This is a genomic window from Myxococcus sp. AS-1-15, assembly GCF_020037055.1.
In the GTDB taxonomy this organism is placed as follows: Bacteria; Myxococcota; Myxococcia; order Myxococcales; family Myxococcaceae; genus Myxococcus; species Myxococcus fulvus.
On record NZ_JAIQDF010000002.1, the window covers coordinates 115,716 to 137,667 of the forward strand.

The following is a 21,952-nucleotide window of genomic DNA, read 5'->3' on the forward strand; positions in this document are numbered from 1 at the left end:
CACGGCCGGCGTCTCGCCGTGCGAGCCCATGCGTGCTCCGCCTTCGGGGTGGGGTCGCATGGGCTTTTTCGTGGGCGCGAGGGCGGGGTGCTCGCGCGGAGGTGCGTGCGGGTTCGAGCCGCGCTCGTCCGGCGTGAGAGGACGCGGACTGCTCCGCGCTTGCTTGGGCGAGGAGTCCGAGATTGAGAGCGGCTCGTCCGGCGTGGTGCGCGACGAGAGGGCGTGCTCCACACGCGCACTTGGGCGGGAGGCCTCGCCCGAGCGCGGCGCGCCGGATGCCTCATTCTGGACGGGGAACGCGCGGGGCGCGCACTCGGGAGGGCGGGGCGCGGTCCCGGGTGACACATCGTGCACGCTCTTCCGAGGAGAGAGGGGCCGGGGGGCCTGCGAGATGAGGGCCGCGCTTTTATAGTGAGGCCGTGGCCACGCACCCGGACGACCTGCGCGCACGACTGGAGGACCGCGCGGACCTCCTGGAGGCCACGCGCCTGCGCTACGTCGCCCTGCGCGGCATGTTGGATGCCTTCTTCTGGAAGGACCGGGTGCGCGCGCACTTCGAGCTGCTGCGCGAGGTGGCGCAGGTGCAGCCCGAGGTGGACGCCACGCTCGCCGCGCTCCAGCGTCGCGCCGCCGCCGAGAGCTGGCCGCGCGACGCCGCGCCCATGAAGTTGATGGCGGAGGTGACACGGCTGCGGGACGCCGTGCGGCAGGTGGCCCGGAAGCGGCTGCCGGAGGCGGAGCGCTCGTCGTCCCTGGGCGAGATGTTGCTGCGGCTCGAGGAGGTGGTGCTGGAGGCGGGGCCGCTGCTGGGCCGACGCACGTGGGCGCGGGCCATCGAGTTGTTGCCCCGGAACCTCCCGGAGCTGCGCGCCGCGTGTGCCGCGGCCGAGGTGTTCGAGCGTGTGTTCAAGCGGCCCACGCGGCCGGGGGCCCTGCCGTTCAGTGAGGCGGAGGCGGATGAGCTGCGCCGTGCCCTGCCGCTCGCGGAGTCCGCGCTGGGGGCGCTGTGGGCGCGGCTGGAGCACTTCGACACGAGCGGGCGGGTGAAGGAGTTCCTGTCGCGCCGGGCCTCGCGCACGCCGCTGCATGCGCCTCGGAGCGGGCCGGAGCTGGTGCTGCATGCGGCGTTCTGGCACGGCGTGGCGCGAGCGAGGTTGCGCGCGTTGCTGGAGGAGCGACTGGCGCCAGTGTCCCCGCTGGAGACGGAGGTGCCCGCGCTGCTGCCGTGGATTGCAGCGCGCGAGGCCGCGTCGGGCGGCGAGGCGAAGCTCAGCGCCGGTGAATCCTTCGACGAGGGACGCGCGGGCCTGTTCGAGCTGGCCGCGGAGCTGGCGTCGCTGTCGCACGAGCGCCCCACGGGCGCGTGGAACGAGGAGGCCGCGTGGACGCGGCTGTGGAGCGCGGCGCAGCGAGCACGTGACGAGGGCGGCGCGGACGTGGAGCGACTGCGCGATGCCCTGCGCCTGTTCGTCATCCTGCGCGGCACGGAGCAGACACCGGCCCGACTGTTCTCTCCGTCCCGCGCGTCACCGCGTGCCTCGGAGGAGCCGGGGCGCGATGTGCGGGACATGAAGGACCTGCCCGCGCTCGTCCAGGCCGCGAGGCACGCAGCCACTCGGCGCGGCTGAGTGTCGAGCCTGGATGAGGACGAGCGTGCGCCGTGGTGCTCGTCGATGCGCGCGCCACGTCGCGATGTTCTCGTCGGTGCGCGCCACGTCGCGATGTGCACGTCGGTGCGCGTGCCCCGCCGCGATGTGCTCGTCGATGCGCGCGCCCCGCCGCGATGTGCTCGTCGATGCGCGCGCCACGCCGCGATGTTCTCGTCGGTGCGCGCCACGTCGCGATGTTCTCGTCGGTGCGCGCCACGTCGCGATGTTCTCGTCGGTGCGCGCCAAGTCGCGATGTGCACGTCGGTGCGCGTGCCCCGCCGCGATGTGCTCGTCGATGCGCGCGCCACGCCGCGATGTGCTCGTCGATGCGCGCGCCGTGCCACGATGCGCGCACGCCGCCGCGATGTGCTCGTCGATGCGCGCGCCACGCCGCGATGCGCGTGTCGTTGCGCGATTCCACCTGCGCATGGGCCTCCCGCGCGGCGAGCGCGAGAGGCCCGTACCCTCACGCCTCCGCGGAGCGATTCGAGACCAGCGGCATCAACCGCGAGGCGAGCGCCGCCACCAGCGCGTCCTCCGCGAACGCCGCCGCCATGCTCGGCACCCGGAACCGGGTCGTGGCCAGCTTGCGCAGCGAATAGAACGTCCACGTCGAAGCCGCCGCCGCGAGCCCACCCAGCGCCGCCGCGAGCACCCTGCGCTTTCGCGGCTGCCCCGCCACCGACGTCGCCGCGGCCACCGCCCCCATGAAGATGCGCCCCGTCATCGGCACCAGCTTCACGCGCGCGGGCGTCGTCGGCAGCTTGTCCCCCACCAGCTCACCCAGCGTCAGCACCTCCAGCACCCGAGGCACCCAGGGCTTCGACAGCGCGACCGACAGCGGGTCCGTCCTCGGCTCCGGAGACTCCGCCAGCCGATGGCTCACCAGCGCCGGCGCGCTCATGCTCCGCATCCCCGCCATCACTCCCAGCCCGACGGGCGTCAACCAGTGTCCTCGTTGCACGGCTTCCACCTCCTCCTCGAGTTGTGACTTCAGTCGCCCAGGCGCCCGCTGCGCGAAGAAGCGCACCGGCCCCAGCTCCTCCAGCTCATGGCCGGAGTGGTCCACCTTGCCCTGCTCCGCGGGCCGCCCCGCCAGCTCCGGGTGATGCAGCGTCAAGGCGCGCAGGCGCGCATGCGTGAGCCGATGCCACGCGCGCTGATAACGCCGCCCCACCACCGTGAAGCCCACCCGGCTCCACCAGTTGGGGAACCTCCCGGGCCGCCACGCCGCCTCGATGTGGAAGCGCACCTCGCCCGTCTCGTGGCTCTTGCGCAGCAGGAACCACTCGCGCCCCTCCTCGATGTGCCCCTCCAGCGTCTCGAAGCTGAAGCCGAACACGCTGCACGTCCCGCCATGCTCCTCGCGCGTGTCCCCCACCCGCACGGCGCACAAAAAGCGCAGCCGCTGCGCCAGCGACTTCAGCTCCAACACCACCGTGCGCCCATGCAGCGGCGAGTCCGCGTTGAAGTGCCACCGCACGATGCGCGGGTCCGAGAAGTCGAACGTCTCCAGCACCCCCTTCGCGCGCGCGAAGAGTCCATCCGCCACCGGAGGCCCCGGCGCCTCATGGCCCAGCGAGGCCACCGAGTGCACCTGGTTCCATCCCCCCTCCAGCGTCATCTCCCCCGACGCGGCCTCGAAGTTGCGAGACAGCGCCCGCGCCGCCTCCAGCCGCGGAGCCAGCTCCTCGTCCGTCCACCCGGAGAGCCATCGCCACTCAATCATCCGCTTCGTCTCCTCGCGCGAGGAACGTGGGACCCGCCGTCACGTCGCCCCCCTCGGGCTCATCCTCCAGCTCCACCGTCTCCGCGTGGATGGCCCCCACCACGCCCTCACCCGTGGACACCGCCACGCGCAGCACGAACTCCGTCCAGGTGTTCGTCTGCATCGCCTCACCCCCCGCCACGAACCCCCAGTAGTGGATGGGCGAGCCCGAGCGCGCGCGGCTGCGGATGTGGAAGAGCACGTCCCCGTACTCGTTGCGGTACGCGCCGAAGGTGATGCGCCCGGCCTCCGGGTGCCCCGGCAGCGTGGCGAGCGTCAGGCTCTGCCGGTCCTTGTGGATGACGCGCACGCCGAACGTCCCCGCGCCCTGGATGTGCACCGTGAGCCCCTCACCTGGCTCCAGCGGCTGCCCCTCGCGCGAGCGGTCCTCCCGCTCGAAGACACACAGCTCGTCCGGCGCCAGCTCCGGGAAGCGCCGGGCCACCCAGTCCACCAGGTCCGACGGCCGGTGATGGCATTGGCGGATGACGGCCCAGTAGTCGCGCTGCAACAGCGGCCCCGCGCCCGCCTTCGGCAGCTGCAGGTCGCCCGCCTCACCGTCTGTCGTGTGTGGTGTGTGGTGCACCCTCTCGCCCTTTGCCAGGTCCGGTCCCACCATGATGGGGACCGCCACGACGGGAGGCATGGGGCCTGCCCGCCCGTGCGGGGCATGGGCGGGCCTGACCGGCCGCCAGGGGAGGGAGCATGAGCCTGGACGTCAACCCCGCGAGCGAAGCCTCGAAGCACGACTACGAGGCACCGCCCGTCGTTCGCGCCGAGCACGCCGACAGCTCGTTCACCCGCCTGCTCGAGCAGCAGACGGCCAAGATACCCTCCCACGTCTTCCTGTTCGCCAGCCTCTGCTCGATGGGCGTGTCACTGGGCTTCGAGCTGACGGGGCGCACCCAGCCCGCGCGCTTCGTCGGCTCCTGGGTGTCACCCCTGCTGGTGATGGGCGTCTACAACAAGCTGGTGAAGCTGCTCGGCTCGCGCTGACGACCCGGCCAGGTCACTCCACGACGTCCACCGTGCCCAGCGGCAGGTCCACGCCGTTGACGCGCACCTCCAGCCGATGCGGCCCCGCGTAGTGGCGGCGCGTGGACAGCTGCGCCAGCGACACGCGCTTGCCCACCTCCTCCTCCTGGCCCGCGCCCAGCACCAGCTCGCGCACCTTGAAGACCTTGGGCTGCGGCGCCTCGCCCCGCGACTTGAAGAAGTGCACCGCCAGGTCCACCACCAGCGACTGTTCCTTCCGGGAGCGGTTGGCCACCACGAAGCGCACGTCCATGGCGCCGCCCAGCTTCGCGCGCCTGGGCAGCTGCGTGGGCCGCACCTCGATGCCCGAGGGCTTGCCCGCGCCCACCACCTCCAGCGCGGAGGGCTCGCCGCGCTTGATGGCGAAGCGCAGCGCGTGGCGCACCAGCCACTCGCGCTCCGGCGTGGCGTCCTTCATCCACCGCTTCGCCACCTTCACCAGCACGTCCGGGTGGTCCTTGCCGATGTCGTTGAGGTTGTTGGCCACCGAGCGGCGCACGTACAGCTCCGGGTCGTCCTTGAGCAGCTCCAACAGCCCCAGCACCGGCGTCGGGTCCTCCTGGAAGGCGCGCAGCCGGGAGCCCCACGGCAGCCTCGGCCGCGTGCCCTCGGAGACGAGCCGCCGCACATGCACGTTCTCGTCCGTGGCCCACTCGGAGAGCCGCGCCAGCGTCTTCTCCGGGTGCTTCTCCAGGAACGGCCGGATGGAGAACTCCGCGGTGAAGCGCTGGGTGAGCGCGTGCTGCGCCCGCATGGACTCCTCGAAGTGCCCCAACCCGTACTCCGCCACGAAGGTGGTGTGGGGCAGGTAGAAGAAGACCTCCATGCCGCCCACCCGGTCCACCTCCCGCACCGGCCCCAGGGAGCGCAGCAGCACCTGCACCGCCTGGGGATAGTCGTCCGGCAGCGAGCGCCGCATGGCCAGACACAGGTGCCGGGCCCGGCCCACCAGCTCGTGCGCCTCCAGGCCCTCTCGGGCCTCGCGCAGGAACGTGTCGATTGGGAACGCGGGGTGCGCGCGGTGCAGCGAGGTGCCCAGCCGCTCCACCAGCCGCGCGTCGAAGAAGGTCTTGAGAGGCTCCGCCATGATGGGTCCACCAAACCCTGTCAGGACGTGGTCCACAAGACGTGTCCTACCTTTCGGCGCTGCCAGGAATGACAGTCTTCTGCTAGTCGTACGCTCCGTGCCGACACGCAAAGGCCGCGGCTCTCGGGGTGGGAAGCAGCGCAAGCAGACGGGCCGCATGGCCGGTGTGGACGACGTCGTGCGCCCGCCCCAGCCCGCGCTTCGCGAACAGCTCTCCTTCGTGACGGACCCGCTGGCGCTCCTGGAGGGCTTGTTCCTCCACTCGCCCGTGCCCTACGCCATCTTCGACGTGGAGGGGCACTGCCGGCTGAGCAACCCGGCGTACCGGGCGATGTTCGGCTCGGTGCCGCCGCCCGAGTACAGCCTCTTTCGCGACGAGCTGGTGGCGAAGCTGGGGCTGGATGTCCTCCTGCGCCGGGCCTTCGCGGGCGAGACGGTGCAGACGCCGGTCATCTGGTACGACGTGAAGGAGCTGCGGCACATCGACGTGAAGGACGCGCACCGCATCGCCATCGCGTGTACGTGCTTCCCGCTGTCCGCGTCCGGAGGCGAGGTGCGCCACATCGCCCTGGCCTACAAGGACGTGACGGCGGAGCTGGCCGCGCGCGAGGCGGAGCAGCTGGAGAGGAGCCGGCTCTACCAGCTGCTCACGCAGTCGCCCGTGGCCATCAACCTCCTGCGCGGCCCGGAGCTGCGGTTCGAGTTCGCCAACCCGCTGCTGCAGAAGCTGATGGGCGGCCGCGCGCTGGTGGGCCGCGCGCTCCTGGAGGCGATTCCAGACATCTCCCCGGAGCTGGTGAGCCTGTACCTGGGCGTGCTGGAGACGGGCGAGCCGGTGGCGGCGCACGAGTACCCGCTGGCCATCGACTACGCGGGCCAGGGCCAGGTGGAGACGCGCTACTGGAACATGCTCTACGAGCCCCTGCGCGACGAGCGGGGGCGGGTGGACGGGCTGGTGACGTTCGCCTTCGAGGTGACCGAGCAGGTGCTCGCCCGGCACGCGGTGGAGAACCAGCAGCGCTGGTTGGAGGCGGTGCTGGACTCCATGCCCCTGCCGGTGGTGATGGCGGAGCCGGGCACGGGCAACCTCGTCTTCTCCAACGCGGCGGCGGACCGGCTGCATGGCCAGCACATCCCCACGCGCGTGCCCGCGTCGGAGTACGGCGCGCTGTTCCACGTCACGGACCTGCAGGGGCGCAGGCTCACGGGCGACGAGCTGCCGTCCTCGCGCGCGGCCCGGGGGGAGAAGCTGGAGGGCATGGAGGCGGTGTGGCACACGAGCGCGGGGGAGGTGGTGTTGAGCATCTCCTCGGAGATGCTGCCCGCGATGCATGGCCACCCCGCGGTGACGCTCCTGCCCTTCCTGGACATCACCCGGCTGAAGACGGTGGAGCAGCGGCTGCAGGAGGCCATCCGCGCGCGCGACGAGTTCCTCTCCGTGGCGAGCCACGAGCTGAAGACGCCGCTGACGGTGCTGAGCCTCCGGCTGCAGGCCTTCGCGCGCGCGACGCTGTCGGACCCGGAGTCCCCCTGGGCGCTGCGCCACGGCCGCGAGGTGCAGGGGATGCTTCGGCAGGTGATGCGGCTGGCGGACCTGGTCAATGGCCTGCTGGACGTGTCGCGCATCGGCACGGGGCGGCTGCGATTGGAGCTGGAGCAGGTGGACCTGCGCGCGCTGGTGCAGGAGGTGGTGGCGCGCTTCCAGCCGGAGGCCGAGCGCGCGGAGTGTCAGGTGGAGCTGGAGGGCGGGCCGCCCGCGGTGGGGACGTGGGACCGGATGCGGCTGGAGCAGGTGGTCACCAACCTGGTGTCCAACGCGCTGAAGTACGGCGCGGGGCGGCCCGTGCGGCTGCGCGTGGAGGCGGACGCGGGGCTGGCGCGCCTGAGCGTGCGCGACGAGGGCATCGGCATCAGCCGGGATGCCCAGGCGCGCATCTTCTACAAGTTCGAGCGCGCGGTGTCCGAGCGCAACTACGGCGGCCTGGGCCTGGGGCTGTACGTCGCGCGCACGCTGGTGGAGGCCATGCGGGGCGTCATCCGCGTGGACAGTCACCCAGGCGAGGGCTCCACCTTCACCGTGGAGCTCCCGCTCGTCCCCGAGGCGTCCCCCGAAGCGGCCGCCACGGACCTGGCGTCCTGAGTCAGGCGGAGCGCGACTTGACCCGGAGCGTGAGCAGGCCGTCGGCGCGGATGGCCTGCTGGTCGGCGAGCAGCGCGTCCAAATCATCCTGGACGGTGAGGTAGCAGCCGCTCAGGGCGGAGTATCCCCCGCTGGCGAGCCGGAGCAGGTTCTTCGCGCCCTGCTCGGCCGACACCGTCCTGCCGGCCTCCTGCTCCGCCAGCACCCACTGCTGGATGGCGCGCCTGGGTGTCCCCTCCTCCTCGGAGATGGCGAGGCCATCGGCGACGAGCCCCGTGCCGACCACCAGGCCCGGATGGTAGGCGAAGAGGGCGACGCCCTTGTGGCGCGTCTCGAACGCCAGGTTCTCCGTCAGCTTGATGATGGCGGCCCGGCTGATGGAGTAGGAGGACGCGGTGGGCCAGCGGTAGGCCCCCGCGTGGCTGGTGATGTTGATGATGGTGGTCGTGGAGTCGACCTGGTGGTCGACCCGGTGCCTGAGCACGGCGTGGGTGCAGTAGACGGGCCCCTTCACGTTGATGTCCATGGCCTCCTGCCACTCCTCGAGCGACGTGTTCCAGAAGTAGTCGACGGGGCCCCAGCTGCCCGCGTTGTTCACCAGCACGTCGATGGCACCCTGCCTCTGGTGGATGTCGTCGAACGCGGCCTTGGTGGCCATCGCGTTGGAGATGTCGAAGGCCTGGGTCTGCACCTGGCCTCCCAGCGTCTGGGCGGCCTTGGCCAGCGTCGCGGCGTCGCGGCCGGTGATGGTGACCTTCGCGCCCTGCTCGAGGAAGCTCCGGGCGAAGGCGAGGCCCAGACCCCGGCCTCCGCCAGTGATGACGACTCGCTTGTTCTTCACCATGTGTGTCGTTCCCTTCGGGCGCGGGGGCGCGCGAGGAGGCGCGGCGGTCGGGAGCGTTCCTCCCGGCCGTCAGCGCTGTCTTGTTTGGGGTTGGGTTCCCGGTGGCCCTGCATGGATGTGGAGATTGAATTGCTATGATTTGGGTATGTCTTCAAGGTGTCCTTTGGTTCCATGTCCCGGTAGAATGTTTGTCTTTGGTTGTGGGATGAGCGGGAGGACCCGGCGGGGCCCGGGCTGCCCCGCTGGTGTGGAGGGCCTTTGCGGGGGCGGGAGCGGGGAGGCCGCGCGGCCCTGCCTCGGGACCGCGAGATAACCTCCCCTGTCGGCCCCAAGGCGGGTATACGGGGGGCGCCGTGCGCCTCCTCGCACTCCACGTCCAGGACTTCCGCAATCTCGCCCAGGTGTCGCTCACCCCGAGTGCCCACGCCACCATCGCGGTGGGGCAGAACGGGCAGGGCAAGACGAACCTGCTGGAGGCGCTGTACTTCCTCGCCACGCTCAAGCCGCTGCGCGCCGGGCGCCTGTCGGAGCTGGTGCGCTGGGGCACCCAGACGGCCCGCGTGTCCGGCCGCTTCCTGCTCAAGGGGGCCGAGCGTGAAATCGCGGTGGAGGTGGGCGGCGGCACCCGGCAGGCCTTCGTGGACGGCAAGAAGGCCGCGAGCCTGGAGGAGTACTTCGGCGGCGTCTCCGTGGTGGCCTTCACCCCGGACGACCTGGAGGTGGTCAAGGGCGGGCCGGACTCACGGCGCGCCTTCCTGGACCGCGCCGTGTTCAACCGCTTCCCCGCGTACCTGCGCGAGAGCCGCGAGTACGCGCGCGCGCTGAAGAACCGCAACCGCCTCTTGCGCGAGGGTGGCGCGGTGGACCCCGCCTACCTGGACGCCTACGACGAGACCCTGGCCAAGGCCGGCGCGCGCATCTACTCGCGACGTCGCGCGCTGATGGCGGAGCTGGCGCCACGCGCGCAGGCGACCTTCGCCTCGATTGGCCGCACGGTGGACCCGGCCGTGTATGGCTATCACCCGGCGCACCTGGCCTGTGACTTCGCCGCGGCGGACGAGGCGGTCCTGGCCTCCTCCCTGCGCGAGTCATTGACGGCCCGGATGCGGCGGGACCTGGACCGGGGCTTCACGTCGGTGGGGCCGCACTCGGATGATGTGTCGGTGACGCTGGGTGGCCGCAGCGCCCGGGCCTACGCGAGCCAGGGGCAGCAGCGCGCGCTGGTGCTCGGCTGGAAGATCGCCGAAATCGAGAACCTGGAGTCCTGCACGGGCTTCCTGCCGCTGTTGATGCTGGACGACGTGTCGAGCGAGCTGGACCCGGAGCGCAACGCCTACCTGATGGACTACCTGGCGAGGAGCGGCGCGCAGGTCTTCCTGTCCACCACGGATGGCTCGCTGGTGAGGGGCGCCGCGGCCGAGGACACGCTGTGGCTCTCCGTGCACTCAGGGCAGGTCACGCTCCGCGAAGAGGACGCGCCCCCGGTCGGCTGACGGCGCTTCAGTGCACCGAGCGACGCCGGTGCCAGGGCCAGTGCACGTTCATCCGCCGCGCGGGGTGGTGCTGGTGCACCGGCAGGTCCTCCCGCCGCACGTTGCCGAAGGCGCTGAAGCGGAACTCCGCCCACAGCACGCCGAAGGCCACGGCGAACAGGAACGTCCCCAGGGTGAGCCACCACACCGTGCCCGTGGCGAGTGACACCGTGGCGAGCAGCAGCAGCGCGATGCTCACCCCCAGCGACAGCTCGCGCAGCTTCTTCGACTCGCTGAAGGCCATCCCCATGGAGGCGACCGCGAGCACCAGCAGGGCGACCACCAGGCCGTACGCCGTGCGGGCGTACAGGCCGGCGATGGACAGCAGGAAGAGGCCGAAGCCGAATATCGCGAGTCCGCCGTCCATGGAGCCTCCTGTCGAGGGGTGATGAGGAGAACCTGCGAACGCTCGCGCCAGGTCGTCACTCCCCGGGGCCCGGGCGGGCTGAATCCGACCGGGGACGGGGCGGACGGGCCACCCCTTCTCCCAGGGGGAATGCCACGGCAGTGTTCCGGTATCACGCACCTTGGGCGTGCAACCCGCGAGGTTCAGTGTCCGGTACCCACCATCCAGGGGTGGGAGGAAGGGCGCGGTAGTGGACGTTCCAGTACACGGAATTTCTTGCGGCGGCGGCTGGGCTGTCGCATGACTTGCCCGCAAGGGCCGGACGTAGATGCCGCGAAGAACGGTGCCATGCCGAGGATGACGCTGCTGCTCGTGTTGCTTCTTGCCTCCTGCGTGGGCTGCCGCCGCGTGAGCTTCGAGGACTCCGTGTTGTCCAAGCCCGACGTGCGCTACCGCGTGGGCGAGCTGCCCAAGCACTGGCGCCGCGTGTGGCTGGACGGCAACGACCTGGCCTTCGCCGAGGAGGGCACCGGCCGCGCGCTCTCCATCAACGCCACGTGCGAGGGGCACGACGACCCGCCGCTCCCGGTGCTCACCCGGCACCTGCTGATGGGCTTCACCGAGCGCCAGGAGGTGGCCCAGAGCGTGGTCGCCATGGACGGGCGCGAGGCCTTGCGCAGCCGCTACCTGGCGAAGATGGACGGCGTGCCGGTGGAGCTGGAGCTGGTGGTGCTCAAGAAGGACAACTGCGTGTTCGACTTCTCCTACGTGGCGCCGCCGGGGCTGGCGATGGAGCGCATGGCGGACTTCGACGCGCTGCTGGCGGGCTTCGAGTCGGAGCACGTCGGATGAACGCCTCGACGGAAGCGGACGCGGGCGAGCAGGTGTCGGCCCCGCGCCCCGGGCTCTGGGACAAGGCGAAGGAGCGGCTGGAGTCGCTGGGCGCGATGACGGTGATGACGGGGCAGGTGCTCCAGCGCGTGGTGCGGCCGCCGTTCGACGGCAAGACGCTCATCTTCCACATCGAGTCCTTGGGCGTGCGCTCGCTGCCCATCGCGCTGCTGACGGCGATGTTCGCCGGGCTCGTCATCTCACTGCAGTTCGGCTACTTCCTGGCGCGCTTCGGGGTGCAGTACACGGTGGGGCGCGTGGTCATCCTCACGCTGTTCCGCGAGCTGGCCCCGGTGCTGACGGCGCTGACGGTGGGCGCCAGGCTGGGCAGCGGCATGGCGGCGGAGCTGGGCGCCATGACGGTGACGGAGCAGGTGGACGCCATCCGCGCGCTGGGAGCGGACCCGCTGCGCAAGCTGGTGGTGCCGCGCGTGCTGGCGTGCCTGCTGGTGATGCCGGTGCTCACGGTGTTCGCGGACGTGGTGGGGCTGGTGGCGGGCGCGGTGGTGGTGAACACGCAGTACGCCATCTCCTTCGACCTGTTCTTCCAGGGCGCGCTGGACGCGGTGTTCATGCAGGACTTCGTGTCCGGCGTGTTCAAGGGCGCGGTGTTCGGCTTCATCATCGGCCTGGTGGGCTGCTTCAAGGGGCTGACGGTGGAGGGCGGCACGGAGGGCGTGGGCCGCGCCACCACGCAGACGGTGGCGATTACTTCCGTGGCGGTGTGTCTGGCCGACTTCTTCATCACCAAGGTGACGCTGTACCTGTGACGTGCCATGCCCTTCGCCTCTCGCCACCAGGAAGCGCCCACGTTCGAGTTCCAGCAGCCCACGCCGGGCGAGCAGCTCATCCACTTCCAGCACCTCCAGAAGTCCTTCGGCCCCAAGCGCGTCTATGACGACCTGGAGCTGGACGTGCGGGCGGGGGAGACGCTGGTGGTGCTGGGGGGCTCGGGCACGGGCAAGAGCGTGCTGCTCAAGTGCCTCATCGGGCTGCAGCGGCCGGACGCGGGCCGCATCCTCTTCCAGGGCCGGGACGTGACGGGGTTCTCGGAAGGGCAGTTCATCCCGGTGCGGCGGCACGTGGCGATGGTGTTCCAGGGCGCGGCGCTGTTCGACTCGCTGAGCGTGGGGGAGAACGTGGCGTATCCCCTGCGGGAGCACTACCCGGACATGCCGTTGTCCGAGGTGCGCGACCGGGTGGCGGAGAAGCTGGAGCTGGTGAACCTGCCGGGCACGGAGCGGCTGATGCCGGCGGACCTGTCGGGCGGCATGAAGAAGCGGGTGGGGTTGGCGCGGGCCATCGCCACCAATCCGGAAGTCATCCTCTGGGACGAGCCCACCACGGGGTTGGACCCGGTGACCACGCAGTCCATCAACGCGATGATCAACTCGATGAAGACCAAGCTCGGCAGCACCTCCATCGTCGTGACGCACGACCTGGTGAGCGCGTTCGCGGTGGGGGACCGGATGGCGATGCTGGCCAACAGGCGCATCGTCCAGGTGGGGACGCCGGGCGAGTTCCGGCGCTCGACGGTGCCGGAGGTGCGGGCGTTCCTGGACGCGCGGCGGGTGGAGCTGGAGCCGGAGGCGGCGTCATGAGCCTCTTCACCTCGACGTCGGGCGAGAAGCGGCTGGCGCTGAGGGCGGGGCTGTTCGTGGCCATCGGCCTGGCGGTGGCGGGCGTGGTGGTGTTCTTCATCGGCCAGGAGTCGCGGCTGTTCCAGCGGCAGGTGATGTACCGCGCGTACTTCACCAACGTGCAGGGCCTGAGCGACCAGTCCCCGGTGTGGCTGGGGGGCCTGGAGGTGGGGAAGGTGACGGGCATCTTCTTCTCCCAGGACCCCAACGACCCGAAACTGGAGGTGCAGCTTCAAGTCTCCGCCCGGTACGCGGACCGCGTGAAGACGGACTCGCTGGCGCAGCTGAGCAGCATGGGGGTGCTCGGGGACAAGGCAGTGGACATCTCGCTGGGCACGCCCACGGCGCCGCCGATTGAGCCGGGCGGGGTGCTGACGTCGTCGACGAGCGGGGACTTGTCCAAGCTCTTGAGCAGCGCGAGCGAGGTGATGGACAACTCGGTGGCCATCAGCAAGTCGCTCCTGAAGACGGTGGAGGCGTACGGGGACCCGAAGCTCGCGGGTGACGTGCAGCGGGGCATGGCGTCGCTCCGGGCGATTCTGGAGCAGGTGCAGAACGGGGACGGGGTGTTGCACGCGCTCATCTACGACAAGGAGGCGGGGCGCGAGGTGCGCGCGCTGATGGCGAACGCGTCGAGCGCGGCGAGGCGGGTGGATGGCGCGGTGGGGCACGTGGAGGCGCTCTTGCGCGAGGTGCGCACGGGTGACGGCACGGCGCACGCGCTCATCTACGGCAACGAGGGCGCCACGGCGCTGCGCGAGCTGGGCGAGGCGGCGGGGCAGCTGGCGGGGCTGATTGAAGACGCGAAGAAGAGCCCGAACGGGGCGGTGCACCAGCTGGTGTACGGGGACGCGAGCGGGATGTTCGCGGACCTGGGCAGCGCGGCGGCGGACCTGAAGCAGATCACCGCCACGGTGGCGAAGGGCGAGGGCACGGTGGGCGGGCTCATCAGCGACCCCACGGTGTACGAGGACCTGCGCGAGGTGCTGGGCAACGTGAAGCGCAACCGCATCTTGCGCGCGCTGGTGCGCTTCTCGCTGAACAACCGCGAGGACCTGGAGCAGATGGGCAAGGTGAAGCGCGTGGAGCCCAAGGCCGAGGCGCCCGCCTCGCCCGCGGGAGAGGCACGGCCGGCCGCCTCCGTCACGGTGGGGGAGCCGGTGACGCCGCCCGCGCCCGGGACGACGCAGACGCCCGCGCCGACGACCGCCGCGGAGTGAGCGTGTTCCGCCTCTCAGCGAGAGGGGAGCTCACGGAACTGGATGTCACGGAGCGCGAGGTCGTTCACGGCCTCGACGAACCGCGCGCTCGCGATGATGACCGTCTTGAACTCCCGCAGCCGGAAGAGGTCCACGTCCTTGGGCAGCGTGTTCGCGTCGAGGACTGAAGCCTCCATGGGATAGCCGTTGCGATAGCTCCCGCAGCGAGGACATGGGGGCCGCCAGTCTGGAGGGCGACAGCTGGGATGGAGCTCGCCTCGCACCTGAATCTCCAACGTGAGCAACTCGAGCGGAGTGGAGGCACCGCGGTGTCGCAGGTTTCCCCGGGCCCCTTGGAGGCCCAGGAGCTTCCGGGACTGGAGTCGCTCCAGCGCCGAGCGTGTCATCCAGGGCTGCCACGGCTCCTGAAAGTAGATGTCGCCGAAGCGCCCTGACGAGCGGGCATCGATGGGCCCCAACTGGGTGCCGGGCTCCAGGGGCGCACCTGCTGGGACTCGTGGACGCAGCAGCGCGTGCAGGCGCTGATACTCCTCCAGGGAAACAGCCTGGAGACTTCGTGGCTCCTCCAGATGCTCCCGCTCGGACCAGTCCGAGAGATCGACCGTGGGGTAGTGCTCGCCCATCCCGCCATGGCCTCCGCACACCGAGCAGTCGATGCTGGGGAGGGTCCATCGACTGACGCCGTCGAGAGTGGCGTTGAAGGTCGGTGCGTCGGAGGGCAGCACTTCGAAGAAGGTCATGCGAGGCTCGGCCATCAGCGAAGGTAGTAGTACGGCACGATGGGGCCCACGAGGTCGTACTTCTGGATGAGCTTTCCGAGATGCTCCCAGACCTCAGGGTACTGCCTCGCGAAGTCCGACCACTCCCGGTTCCAGTCTCCGCCGCGAGGCCCGCTGTGGATGCGCTGATGGATGCTCGTGGGAACCACCATCGTGAAGTCATGCACGTTCAGCCCTCGTGGCGCTCGGGTGAACCACCGTGCGAGGGACTCTGCTTGAGGAAACAGATGGTGCCGCACCCATCCGGGGCCCGAGGGGAGCTCGGGCGGACGATGCTGGGGCTGAGGCGTGTTGTACCAGTCGAAGACGAAGATGGGCCCATTCCCACCGGGGAGTTTCTGGACGTTGCCCCAATGGCGGCGAGGTCCGGAACCAGGGGCCGAGGGCGGGGCGATGGGGCCCCCGCCTCGCGCCAGCAGGCGCCCAGCGTCCTCACATGAGTAGAGCCCACAGTGAGCGCCCGCGTCGCAGACCAGCGTGACGCACCGGTCTGTCTCTCCACAATCCTCACCCTCGATGTGGGCCAGGTGCCGCTGGCTCCCGGAGGACGACTCGGGAGAGGACGCACACGCCATCAACAGGAGCCCGAGGAGCCCCCCGACGTATCGCAAGCTCCTGTGCATGGTGTTCTCTTGAAGTCCTCTGTTCCAGGGTTTTCGTGGAGCGTGGTCAGGTGGGGCGTACCTGTCAAACGATGCCATGCGAGCCAGGCGGCCTCGCTGTCGCTGCGGGCCGCAGCCCCGCATCCTCCGAGACAGGCAACCCGCAGTCCGCGGTTCGACGGGCTCTGGACCGGAGTCGCGGTTGTCTGGGTTCTCGATGTCTTTATCTTGGTGCTCGTGACTGTGTTCACGGCGGAGCGGGCCTTGTCCCGACGTCCCTCCGCCGTGTGAGTTGGTATCCGAGCGCCAGGAGGAAGACGTGCTGCCCGCCGTGAATTTCCCGATGCCTTTTGTCTCGCGCTGCCATCCAGACCTGGAGGCCGCCCGACAGCGCAACCTCGAGTGGGCCCGCGAGGTCGGTCTGGTGGTCAACGAGGCGGACGCCCGCCGTCTCCTCCTCTGGGACATGGCCGGAATCTTCGCCTACTGGCTTCCCCGGGCCTCAAGCGAAGGGCTCGACCTGGCCATCGATACCATCACCGTCGGAGTCTTCCTCGAAGAGCACATGGAAGCCGCCATCGACAAGCCGCCCGAGTTCGTCCGGGATGCTTGCGCGGAGATGTTCGCCGTCATCGAGCCGGGTGGACTCCAGGCTCCGTCCACGGTCCTCTCCGCGGCGTTCGTCAACCTGTGGGCGCGCCTGTGCGAAGGGGCGCCTCTCGAATGGAGGCGACGCGTCGCGCTGCATTGGCGGTGGTTCATCGACGCGTACGTCGAGGAGGCGCGCTGGCGGCGGAGCCGCGTCCCCCAGACGCTGGACGGTTACCTGGAGCTGCGCCGTGCGTCCGGCTTCACCCACGTGATGGTCGACATGTCCGAGCGAGCCAATGGCTTCACGCTCCCCGACAGGGTCCGGGACCTCCCCAACGTGGCGCGAATCATCACCCTGACGGTGGACATCGTCGACGTCATGAACGACGTCTGCTCGCTCGAGAAGGAGCTCGCGCTCGGCGATGTGCACAACACCATCCTCGTCCTCCAACACGAGCGCGGCTGGTCCCAGGAGGCCGCCATCGCGGAGTCCTACGCGATGATGCGGCGCTGGTGCGACGACATCATCCAGCTCCAGGCCCTCATCCCCCAGGACTGTGTCCGGCATGGGCTCTCCCAGGAGGAGACAGACAACCTGCTCCACTTCATCCGCGCCCTGCAGGAGGGCATCGGCGGACAACCGGACTGGTACAGGACCTGTGGACGCTACGAGAACTCCTCGAACCCCAGGGCCGTGGCCGTCGGCACCACGAGCCCGATGCGCCCCCTCCCGGTGACACCCGCGCATCCCTGACACCGCATCCGCCTCCCGGTGCGGGGAACCTGCTGTCCCGCGTGCGGGCGATGTCTGGGTTCAGGTGCGGGCCTTGAGACATCAAACGCCGACGTCTCGTGTCGAAGTGATGTCCAAGAAATTGCCTGCGAGACGTTGTCTGACTGGTTATTGTTTTGAAACCATGTCGCGGCGGCTTGCGAGTGGGTCCCTGGCAAAGAAATACACCGAGGATGAAACCCCATGGGCATCGATATCAGCCGTAGCATCTTTTCGGGTTTCCACCGTCTCTCGCTGGAGGAGCGGTGCGCGCGGGTCGCGGCCGAGCTGGGCCTGAGCGACGCGGAGCTGGCCGCGCTCACCGGAGAGGAGGGGCTGGGCGCGGAGAAGGCGTACTCGATGGTGGAGAACGCGCTGGGCTTCTTCAGCCTGCCGCTGGGGCTGGGGCTCCACCTCCGGGTGAACGGGCGCGCGTACGTGGCGCCGATGGTCATCGAGGAGGCCTCCGTCATCGCGGCCGTCTCGTTCGCCGCGAAGCTCGTCGGCTCGGCGGGAGGTTTCATCGCGGAGGCGGAGCCGTCGCTGATGGTGGGACAGATACAGCTCACCCGCTATGGCGACCCGGAGTCCGCGCGCGCGAGCATCCTCGCCGCGCGCTCGGAGCTGCTGGACCTGGCCAACGCGCTGCAGCCCCAGCTGGTGCGCCGAGGCGGCGGCGCGAAGGACCTGGAGGTCCGTCTCCTCGACGCGCCGGAGGGCCCCCTGGGCGAGCCGCTCCTGGTGGTGCACTTCCACGTCGACACCCAGGAAGCCATGGGCGCCAACCTCATCAACACGATGATGGAGGGCGTGGCGCCGCGCATCGAGGCGCTCACCGGAGGCCGCGTCTTCCTGCGCATCCTCTCCAATCTCGCGGACCGGCGGCTGGCGCGCTCGCGGTGTGTCATCCCGGAGGCGCTGCTCGCCGACTACGGCCTGCCGGGAGCGGACATCGCGGAGGGCATCGTCCAGGCCAGTCGCTTCGCGCAGGCCGACCCCTACCGCGCGGCGACGCACAACAAGGGCATCATGAACGGCATCGACGCCATCGCGCTCGCGACGGGCCAGGACTGGCGCGCCATCGAGGCGGGGGCGCATGCGTACGCGGCCCGCACGGGCCGGTACGGGCCGCTGTCCACGTGGAAGCGGGAGGACGGGAACCTGGTGGGCGAAATCGAGCTGCCGCTCGCGCTGGGCACGGTGGGCGGGCCGCTGCTGGTGCACCCCGGGGTGAAGGCCGCGTTCAAGGTGCTGGGGCATCCCGGTGTCCGGGAGCTGGCGTGTCTGTTCGCCTCGGTGGGCCTGGCGCAGAACCTGGCGGCGGTGCGGGCCCTGGGCTCGGTGGGCATCCAGAAGGGCCACATGGCGTTGCACGCGCGCTCGGTGGCGGTGAGCGCGGGCACGCCGCCCGAGTGGGTGGAGACCGTCGCCGCGCGGCTCGTCCAGCAGGGCGAGGTGAAGGTGGACCGCGCCCGGCGCGTGCTCGGGGAGCTGAAGGGAGGCGTGCTGCCGTTCGTGTCGCCACACAACGAGGACACGTGACGTCCGGAGGAAGCGATGAACGTGGCCGTGAACTTTCCCATGCCCTTCGCGTCCCGCTGCAGTCCGGACCGGGACGCCGCTCGCCAGCGCAACCTCGACTGGGCCCGTGCGTCCGGACTGGTGACCAACGAAATCGACGAGCGCCGCTATGTCTCGTGGGACATCGCCGACCTGGCCGCCCGGTGGCTTCCCCAGGCCTCGGGCGCCGGGCTCGACCTCGCGGTCGATGCCATCGTCGTCGGAACCCTCATCGACGAGCAGTTCGACGGCGCCCGGGACATTCCCCCCGAGCAGGTCCGCGCGGACTGCGAGACCCTGCTCGCCGTCCTCCAGGTGGAGGGGCGGCCCCCGTCTCCCGTCGGCGTCCTCGCCACCGCGCTGGCCGACGTGTGGGCGCGCACCTGCCAGGGCGCTTCGCTCGAGTGGCGGCGGCGCGCGGCACGGCATTGGCGATGGTTCCTCGAGGCGTTTCCCGAGGAGGCCCGGTGGCGGCAGGGCTCCGTGCGCCTGACCCGGGACAGCTATCTCCAGCTGCGGCGCAAGTCCGGTCTCGTCTACATGATGACGGACCTGACGGAGAAGGCGAACGGCTTCGAGACCACCGAGCGGGCGCGACAGGTCCCTGGGGTGCCACGGTTGCTGGACCTGACCGTGGACCTCATCGACACCATGAACGACGTCTGCTCCTTCGAGAAGGAGCGCGCACGCGGTGACGTGCACAACCTCGTGCTGGTCCTGCAGGCCGAGCATGGCGGGGCCTTTGAGGGGGCCCTGGCGGAGACCCATGACAGCATGCGGCGCTGGTGTGAGGAGTTCATCCAGCTTGCCGCCGGCCTCCCGGAGGCCTGCGCCCGGCAGCAGCTGTCCCGCGCGGAGACGGACAACCTGCTTCGTCTCGTCCAGGGACTGGAGGAGAACATCGGTGGTCACCCGGACTGGTATCGGGCCACCCGGCGCTACGCCGGGGTGATTCCCAGGGGAGAGGCCGCGTACGCCAGCGACCTGATGCGCCCCGTGGTCCGGGCCTCGCGTTGACGCTCGCGGCCCCGGGTTCAAGCCGCTGTGCGTCGTGTCGGGTGGTGGCTGGTTGCCCCCGGCGCTCCGTGATAGCGATTGCGCCGTGCCCCGCTCCCGGCTCGCCGTCGCCCTGGAACCGTATCCACTGCGCCACCAGCTCGAGGAGGCGGACTGCGGGCCGGCGTGTCTGGAGATGGTTGCGGCGTATCACGGCGCCACGCACTCGCTCGCCGCGCTCAAGGACCTCTCCCACGTCCAGGCGGTGGGCACCTCGTTGCCGGACCTCGCCAGCGCCGCGGAGAAGGTCGGCTTCAAGGTCCGCGCCTTCCACGTCGACGACCCCACGGACCTCGAGGACGAGGAGGGCCGGGCGCTCCTCCCCGGCATCGCGCACTGGGACGACCACCACTTCGTCGTCCTCTACGCCGTCACCCCGAAGGAGGCCGTCGTCGGGGACCCGGAGCAGGGCCTGCGGCGCATCCCGCGCGCGAAGCTCGGCGAGCACTGGGATGGAATCCTCCTCTCGCTGGAGGCCACCGAGGCCCTCTTCCGTCCCCTCCCCACCGCGCCCGTCACGTCCCGCCGCTTCGGCGCGCTGCGACGCTTCGGACGGGGCCTCTTGCGCTACCGCCTGCTGCTGTTCCAGGTGTTCGTCACCACGCTGCTGCTCCAGGCGCTCGCGCTCGCACAGCCGCTGCTCATCCAGGGGCTCGTGGACAAGGCCGTGGGCGGCCGGGACGTCTCCCTGCTCACCGCCGTGGGCGTGGGGCTGGCGGTGCTGCTCGTCGCGCAGATCGCCGTGTCGATTGCGCGCGGCGCGGGCCTCTTCCTGTTGTCACGAGGCTTCTCCGCGCTGCTGCTCGCGCAGTTCTGGCGGCGCCTGTTGTCCCTTCCGGTGACGTTCTTCGCGCGGCGTCATCGGGGAGACCTGCTCAAGCGCATCGAGGACCACCAGCGCATCCGCCGCATCCTCCAGGGCGCGTCCGTGTCCGTGCTGTTGGACCTGGTGATGCTCGTGGGCTACGGCGCCGTGCTGTTCCTCTACGACCGCGCCGTCTTCGGCCTCTTCGCGGGCGGGGCCGCGGTGTACGCGGTGTGGACGCTCTTGCTGATGCCGCGCCGCACGGTGCTGGACCACCAGCGCTTCCGCGTCGCGGCCGAGGCCAGCCGGCTGGAGCTGCAGATGCTCGGCGGCATCCAGACGCTCAAGGCCTGCGGCGCCGAGCGACAGGCCCGCACGCGCTGGGAGAAGCTCCAGGCCCGCGAGGCCGAGGCCGCGCGCCGCATCTGGCTGCACGACACCGTGCACACCTCCGGCGCGCAGCTGGTCAATCAGGCCGTGTCCATGGGCATCCTCGTCTACGAGGCGCACCTGGTCCTCGAAGGCCGGCTCACGCTGGGGCAGATGGTGGCGACGCTCGCGATTCTCGGCCTCGCGCTCGCGCCCATGCAGAACCTGGTGATGTTCATCCACCAGCTCCAGGACGTGGTCATCTCCCTGCGCCGCGTGGACATCGTCTACGAGTCCACGCCCGAGCTGCGCGACGACACCGCGCAAGGCACCGGCGCCCTCACCCGCGCCCCCGAGCTGCGCCTGGACCACGTCACCTTCCGCTACGGCTCTCCCAACGAGCCGCCCGTGCTGGACGACGTGAGCTTCACGCTGCCCGCGGGGAAGATGACCGCCATCGTCGGCCGCTCCGGCGCGGGCAAGACGACGCTCACCCAGGTGCTCTACGGCCTGTATCGCCCCGAGCAGGGGCAGGTGCGCTACGACGGCCAGCCGCTGGAGACCTTCGACCCGGTGGCGCTGCGCCGCTCGGTGGCCTTCGTCTTCCAGAAAACCGATATCTTCGACGGCACCCTCGCGGAGAACATCGCCCTGGGCGATGACACGCCGGACGCGGAGCGACTGCTGCACGCCGCGCGCACCGCGTGCCTGGATGAGCTGCTCGCGCTGCCCAACGGCCTCAAGACGCGCATCGGCGAAGCGGGCGTGCGGCTGTCCGGTGGCGAGGAGCAGCGGCTCCAGCTCGCGCGCGCCATCTATCGCAATCCGCGCGTGCTCTTCCTCGACGAGGCCACCAGCCACCTGGACGCATCCCTGGAGCGGGCGATCACCGAGGCCCTCCAGCGTGAGGCCGCCGGACGCACGCTCGTCGTCGTGGCCCACCGCCTGTCCACCGTGCGCCGCGCGGACAAGATTGTCGTGCTCGACCAGGGGCGCGTCGTCGAGGAAGGCACCCACGACGAGCTGGTGCTCATCCCCGGCGGCCGCTACCGCGCGCTCGTCGAGAACCAGATGGAGCAGCGATGACGTCCCCCCGTGACGGCGAGGACCTGGACGCGGACCCGGCGATGACGGAGGAGCTGCGCGCGGTGATGCACCCGCGTCCCCATCGCCCGCTGCTGTTCACCGCCGCGCTGGTGCTCGTCCTCGGCGCGCTGGCGTGGGGGGCCTCGCGCACCGTGCTCGCCGCGCTGTGGCGATAGCGCG

The 21,952-nt window shown here is 70.5% G+C and carries 20 protein-coding genes; 13 read left to right on the forward strand and 7 right to left on the reverse strand.

Annotated elements, in window-relative coordinates; genetic code table 11:
- Window positions 1-419 precede the first annotated feature (419 nt).
- Entirely contained in the window at window positions 420-1,628 is a 1,209-nt protein-coding gene (locus tag K8625_RS06055) for a hypothetical protein (RefSeq protein ID WP_223751943.1), read from the forward strand.
- A 487-nt stretch (window positions 1,629-2,115) separates the two neighbouring features.
- Here the strand turns inward: K8625_RS06055 and K8625_RS06060 are convergent, their stop codons facing one another.
- Both K8625_RS06060 and K8625_RS06065 read right to left on the reverse strand, forming a co-directional pair.
- Window positions 2,116-3,378, reverse strand: a complete 1,263-nt coding sequence (locus tag K8625_RS06060; RefSeq protein ID WP_223782126.1) for a DUF1990 family protein — start codon at window positions 3,376-3,378, stop codon at window positions 2,116-2,118.
- The gene (locus K8625_RS06065; protein WP_223782127.1) at window positions 3,371-4,063 is read right to left on the reverse strand and encodes a DUF1990 family protein; all 693 of its coding nucleotides are present in this window, start codon (window positions 4,061-4,063) and stop codon (window positions 3,371-3,373) included. Before K8625_RS06065 ends, K8625_RS06060 begins: the two co-directional genes overlap by 8 nt.
- A gap of 59 nt (window positions 4,064-4,122) precedes the next feature.
- On the opposite strand from K8625_RS06065, the gene K8625_RS06070 reads away from it, so the two are divergent.
- Window positions 4,123-4,413: a hypothetical protein gene (locus tag K8625_RS06070; RefSeq protein ID WP_141324112.1), complete on the forward strand. Its 291-nt coding sequence runs from the start codon at window positions 4,123-4,125 to the stop codon at window positions 4,411-4,413.
- Window positions 4,414-4,426: 13 nt separating this feature from the next.
- Here the strand turns inward: K8625_RS06070 and K8625_RS44115 are convergent, their stop codons facing one another.
- Window positions 4,427-5,539 (reverse strand): DNA alkylation repair protein, encoded by a 1,113-nt coding sequence (locus K8625_RS44115; RefSeq protein ID WP_305070866.1) that lies wholly within the window; start codon window positions 5,537-5,539, stop codon window positions 4,427-4,429.
- Window positions 5,540-5,636: 97 nt separating this feature from the next.
- Between K8625_RS44115 and K8625_RS06080 the strand changes: the two genes are divergently transcribed.
- The gene (locus K8625_RS06080; RefSeq protein ID WP_370641882.1) at window positions 5,637-7,679 is read left to right on the forward strand and encodes an ATP-binding protein; all 2,043 of its coding nucleotides are present in this window, start codon (window positions 5,637-5,639) and stop codon (window positions 7,677-7,679) included.
- Window position 7,680: 1 nt separating this feature from the next.
- On the opposite strand, the gene K8625_RS06085 is transcribed toward K8625_RS06080, so the two are convergent.
- A complete protein-coding gene (locus tag K8625_RS06085; protein WP_223782128.1) occupies window positions 7,681-8,523 on the reverse strand; it encodes an SDR family oxidoreductase in 843 nt (280 codons plus the stop codon).
- Between the two features lie 353 nt (window positions 8,524-8,876).
- Between K8625_RS06085 and K8625_RS06090 the strand changes: the two genes are divergently transcribed.
- Window positions 8,877-10,016: a DNA replication/repair protein RecF gene (locus K8625_RS06090; RefSeq protein ID WP_223751883.1), complete on the forward strand. Its 1,140-nt coding sequence runs from the start codon at window positions 8,877-8,879 to the stop codon at window positions 10,014-10,016.
- A 7-nt stretch (window positions 10,017-10,023) separates the two neighbouring features.
- Here K8625_RS06090 and K8625_RS06095 read toward each other — a convergent pair whose 3' ends face one another.
- Window positions 10,024-10,422 carry a hypothetical protein gene (locus K8625_RS06095; RefSeq protein WP_223751882.1) on the reverse strand — a complete coding sequence of 133 codons (399 nt, stop codon included), beginning with the start codon at window positions 10,420-10,422 and terminating at the stop codon, window positions 10,024-10,026.
- A 327-nt stretch (window positions 10,423-10,749) separates the two neighbouring features.
- Here K8625_RS06095 and K8625_RS06100 point away from each other — a divergent pair, with 327 nt between their 5' ends.
- From K8625_RS06100 to K8625_RS06115, 4 genes are read left to right on the forward strand one after another with little or no spacing between them, the layout of a single operon-like run.
- Window positions 10,750-11,253, forward strand: coding sequence for a hypothetical protein (locus tag K8625_RS06100; RefSeq protein ID WP_174816692.1), 504 nt, complete (start codon window positions 10,750-10,752; stop codon window positions 11,251-11,253).
- Window positions 11,250-12,062 (forward strand): ABC transporter permease, encoded by an 813-nt coding sequence (locus K8625_RS06105; RefSeq protein ID WP_141324118.1) that lies wholly within the window; start codon window positions 11,250-11,252, stop codon window positions 12,060-12,062. The genes K8625_RS06100 and K8625_RS06105 overlap by 4 nt, the downstream gene beginning before the upstream one ends.
- A gap of 6 nt (window positions 12,063-12,068) precedes the next feature.
- Complete coding sequence (locus K8625_RS06110; RefSeq protein ID WP_223782129.1) at window positions 12,069-12,893, forward strand: ABC transporter ATP-binding protein; 825 nt, start codon at window positions 12,069-12,071, stop codon at window positions 12,891-12,893.
- Window positions 12,890-14,152: an MlaD family protein gene (locus K8625_RS06115; protein WP_223782130.1), complete on the forward strand. Its 1,263-nt coding sequence runs from the start codon at window positions 12,890-12,892 to the stop codon at window positions 14,150-14,152. Before K8625_RS06110 ends, K8625_RS06115 begins: the two co-directional genes overlap by 4 nt.
- A gap of 14 nt (window positions 14,153-14,166) precedes the next feature.
- Here the strand turns inward: K8625_RS06115 and K8625_RS06120 are convergent, their stop codons facing one another.
- Window positions 14,167-14,892, reverse strand: coding sequence for a double-CXXCG motif protein (locus tag K8625_RS06120; RefSeq protein ID WP_223782131.1), 726 nt, complete (start codon window positions 14,890-14,892; stop codon window positions 14,167-14,169).
- Window positions 14,893-14,906: 14 nt separating this feature from the next.
- Entirely contained in the window at window positions 14,907-15,677 is a 771-nt protein-coding gene (locus K8625_RS06125; protein WP_370641883.1) for a TIGR02269 family lipoprotein, read from the reverse strand.
- Between the two features lie 199 nt (window positions 15,678-15,876).
- Between K8625_RS06125 and K8625_RS06130 the strand changes: the two genes are divergently transcribed.
- The 5 genes from K8625_RS06130 (at window position 15,877) to K8625_RS06150 (ending at window position 21,948) form a co-directional block, all read left to right on the forward strand.
- On the forward strand, window positions 15,877-16,878 hold the full coding sequence (locus K8625_RS06130) for a hypothetical protein (protein ID WP_223751876.1): 1,002 nt from the start codon (window positions 15,877-15,879) through the stop codon (window positions 16,876-16,878).
- A 222-nt stretch (window positions 16,879-17,100) separates the two neighbouring features.
- Window positions 17,101-18,438: a hydroxymethylglutaryl-CoA reductase, degradative gene (locus K8625_RS06135; RefSeq protein ID WP_223782133.1), complete on the forward strand. Its 1,338-nt coding sequence runs from the start codon at window positions 17,101-17,103 to the stop codon at window positions 18,436-18,438.
- 21 nt (window positions 18,439-18,459) lie between these two features.
- Window positions 18,460-19,473: a hypothetical protein gene (locus K8625_RS06140; protein ID WP_223782134.1), complete on the forward strand. Its 1,014-nt coding sequence runs from the start codon at window positions 18,460-18,462 to the stop codon at window positions 19,471-19,473.
- 85 nt (window positions 19,474-19,558) lie between these two features.
- Window positions 19,559-21,772 carry a peptidase domain-containing ABC transporter gene (locus tag K8625_RS06145; RefSeq protein WP_223782135.1) on the forward strand — a complete coding sequence of 738 codons (2,214 nt, stop codon included), beginning with the start codon at window positions 19,559-19,561 and terminating at the stop codon, window positions 21,770-21,772.
- Window positions 21,769-21,948, forward strand: a complete 180-nt coding sequence (locus tag K8625_RS06150; RefSeq protein ID WP_223782136.1) for a hypothetical protein — start codon at window positions 21,769-21,771, stop codon at window positions 21,946-21,948. Before K8625_RS06145 ends, K8625_RS06150 begins: the two co-directional genes overlap by 4 nt.
- Window positions 21,949-21,952 lie beyond the last annotated feature (4 nt).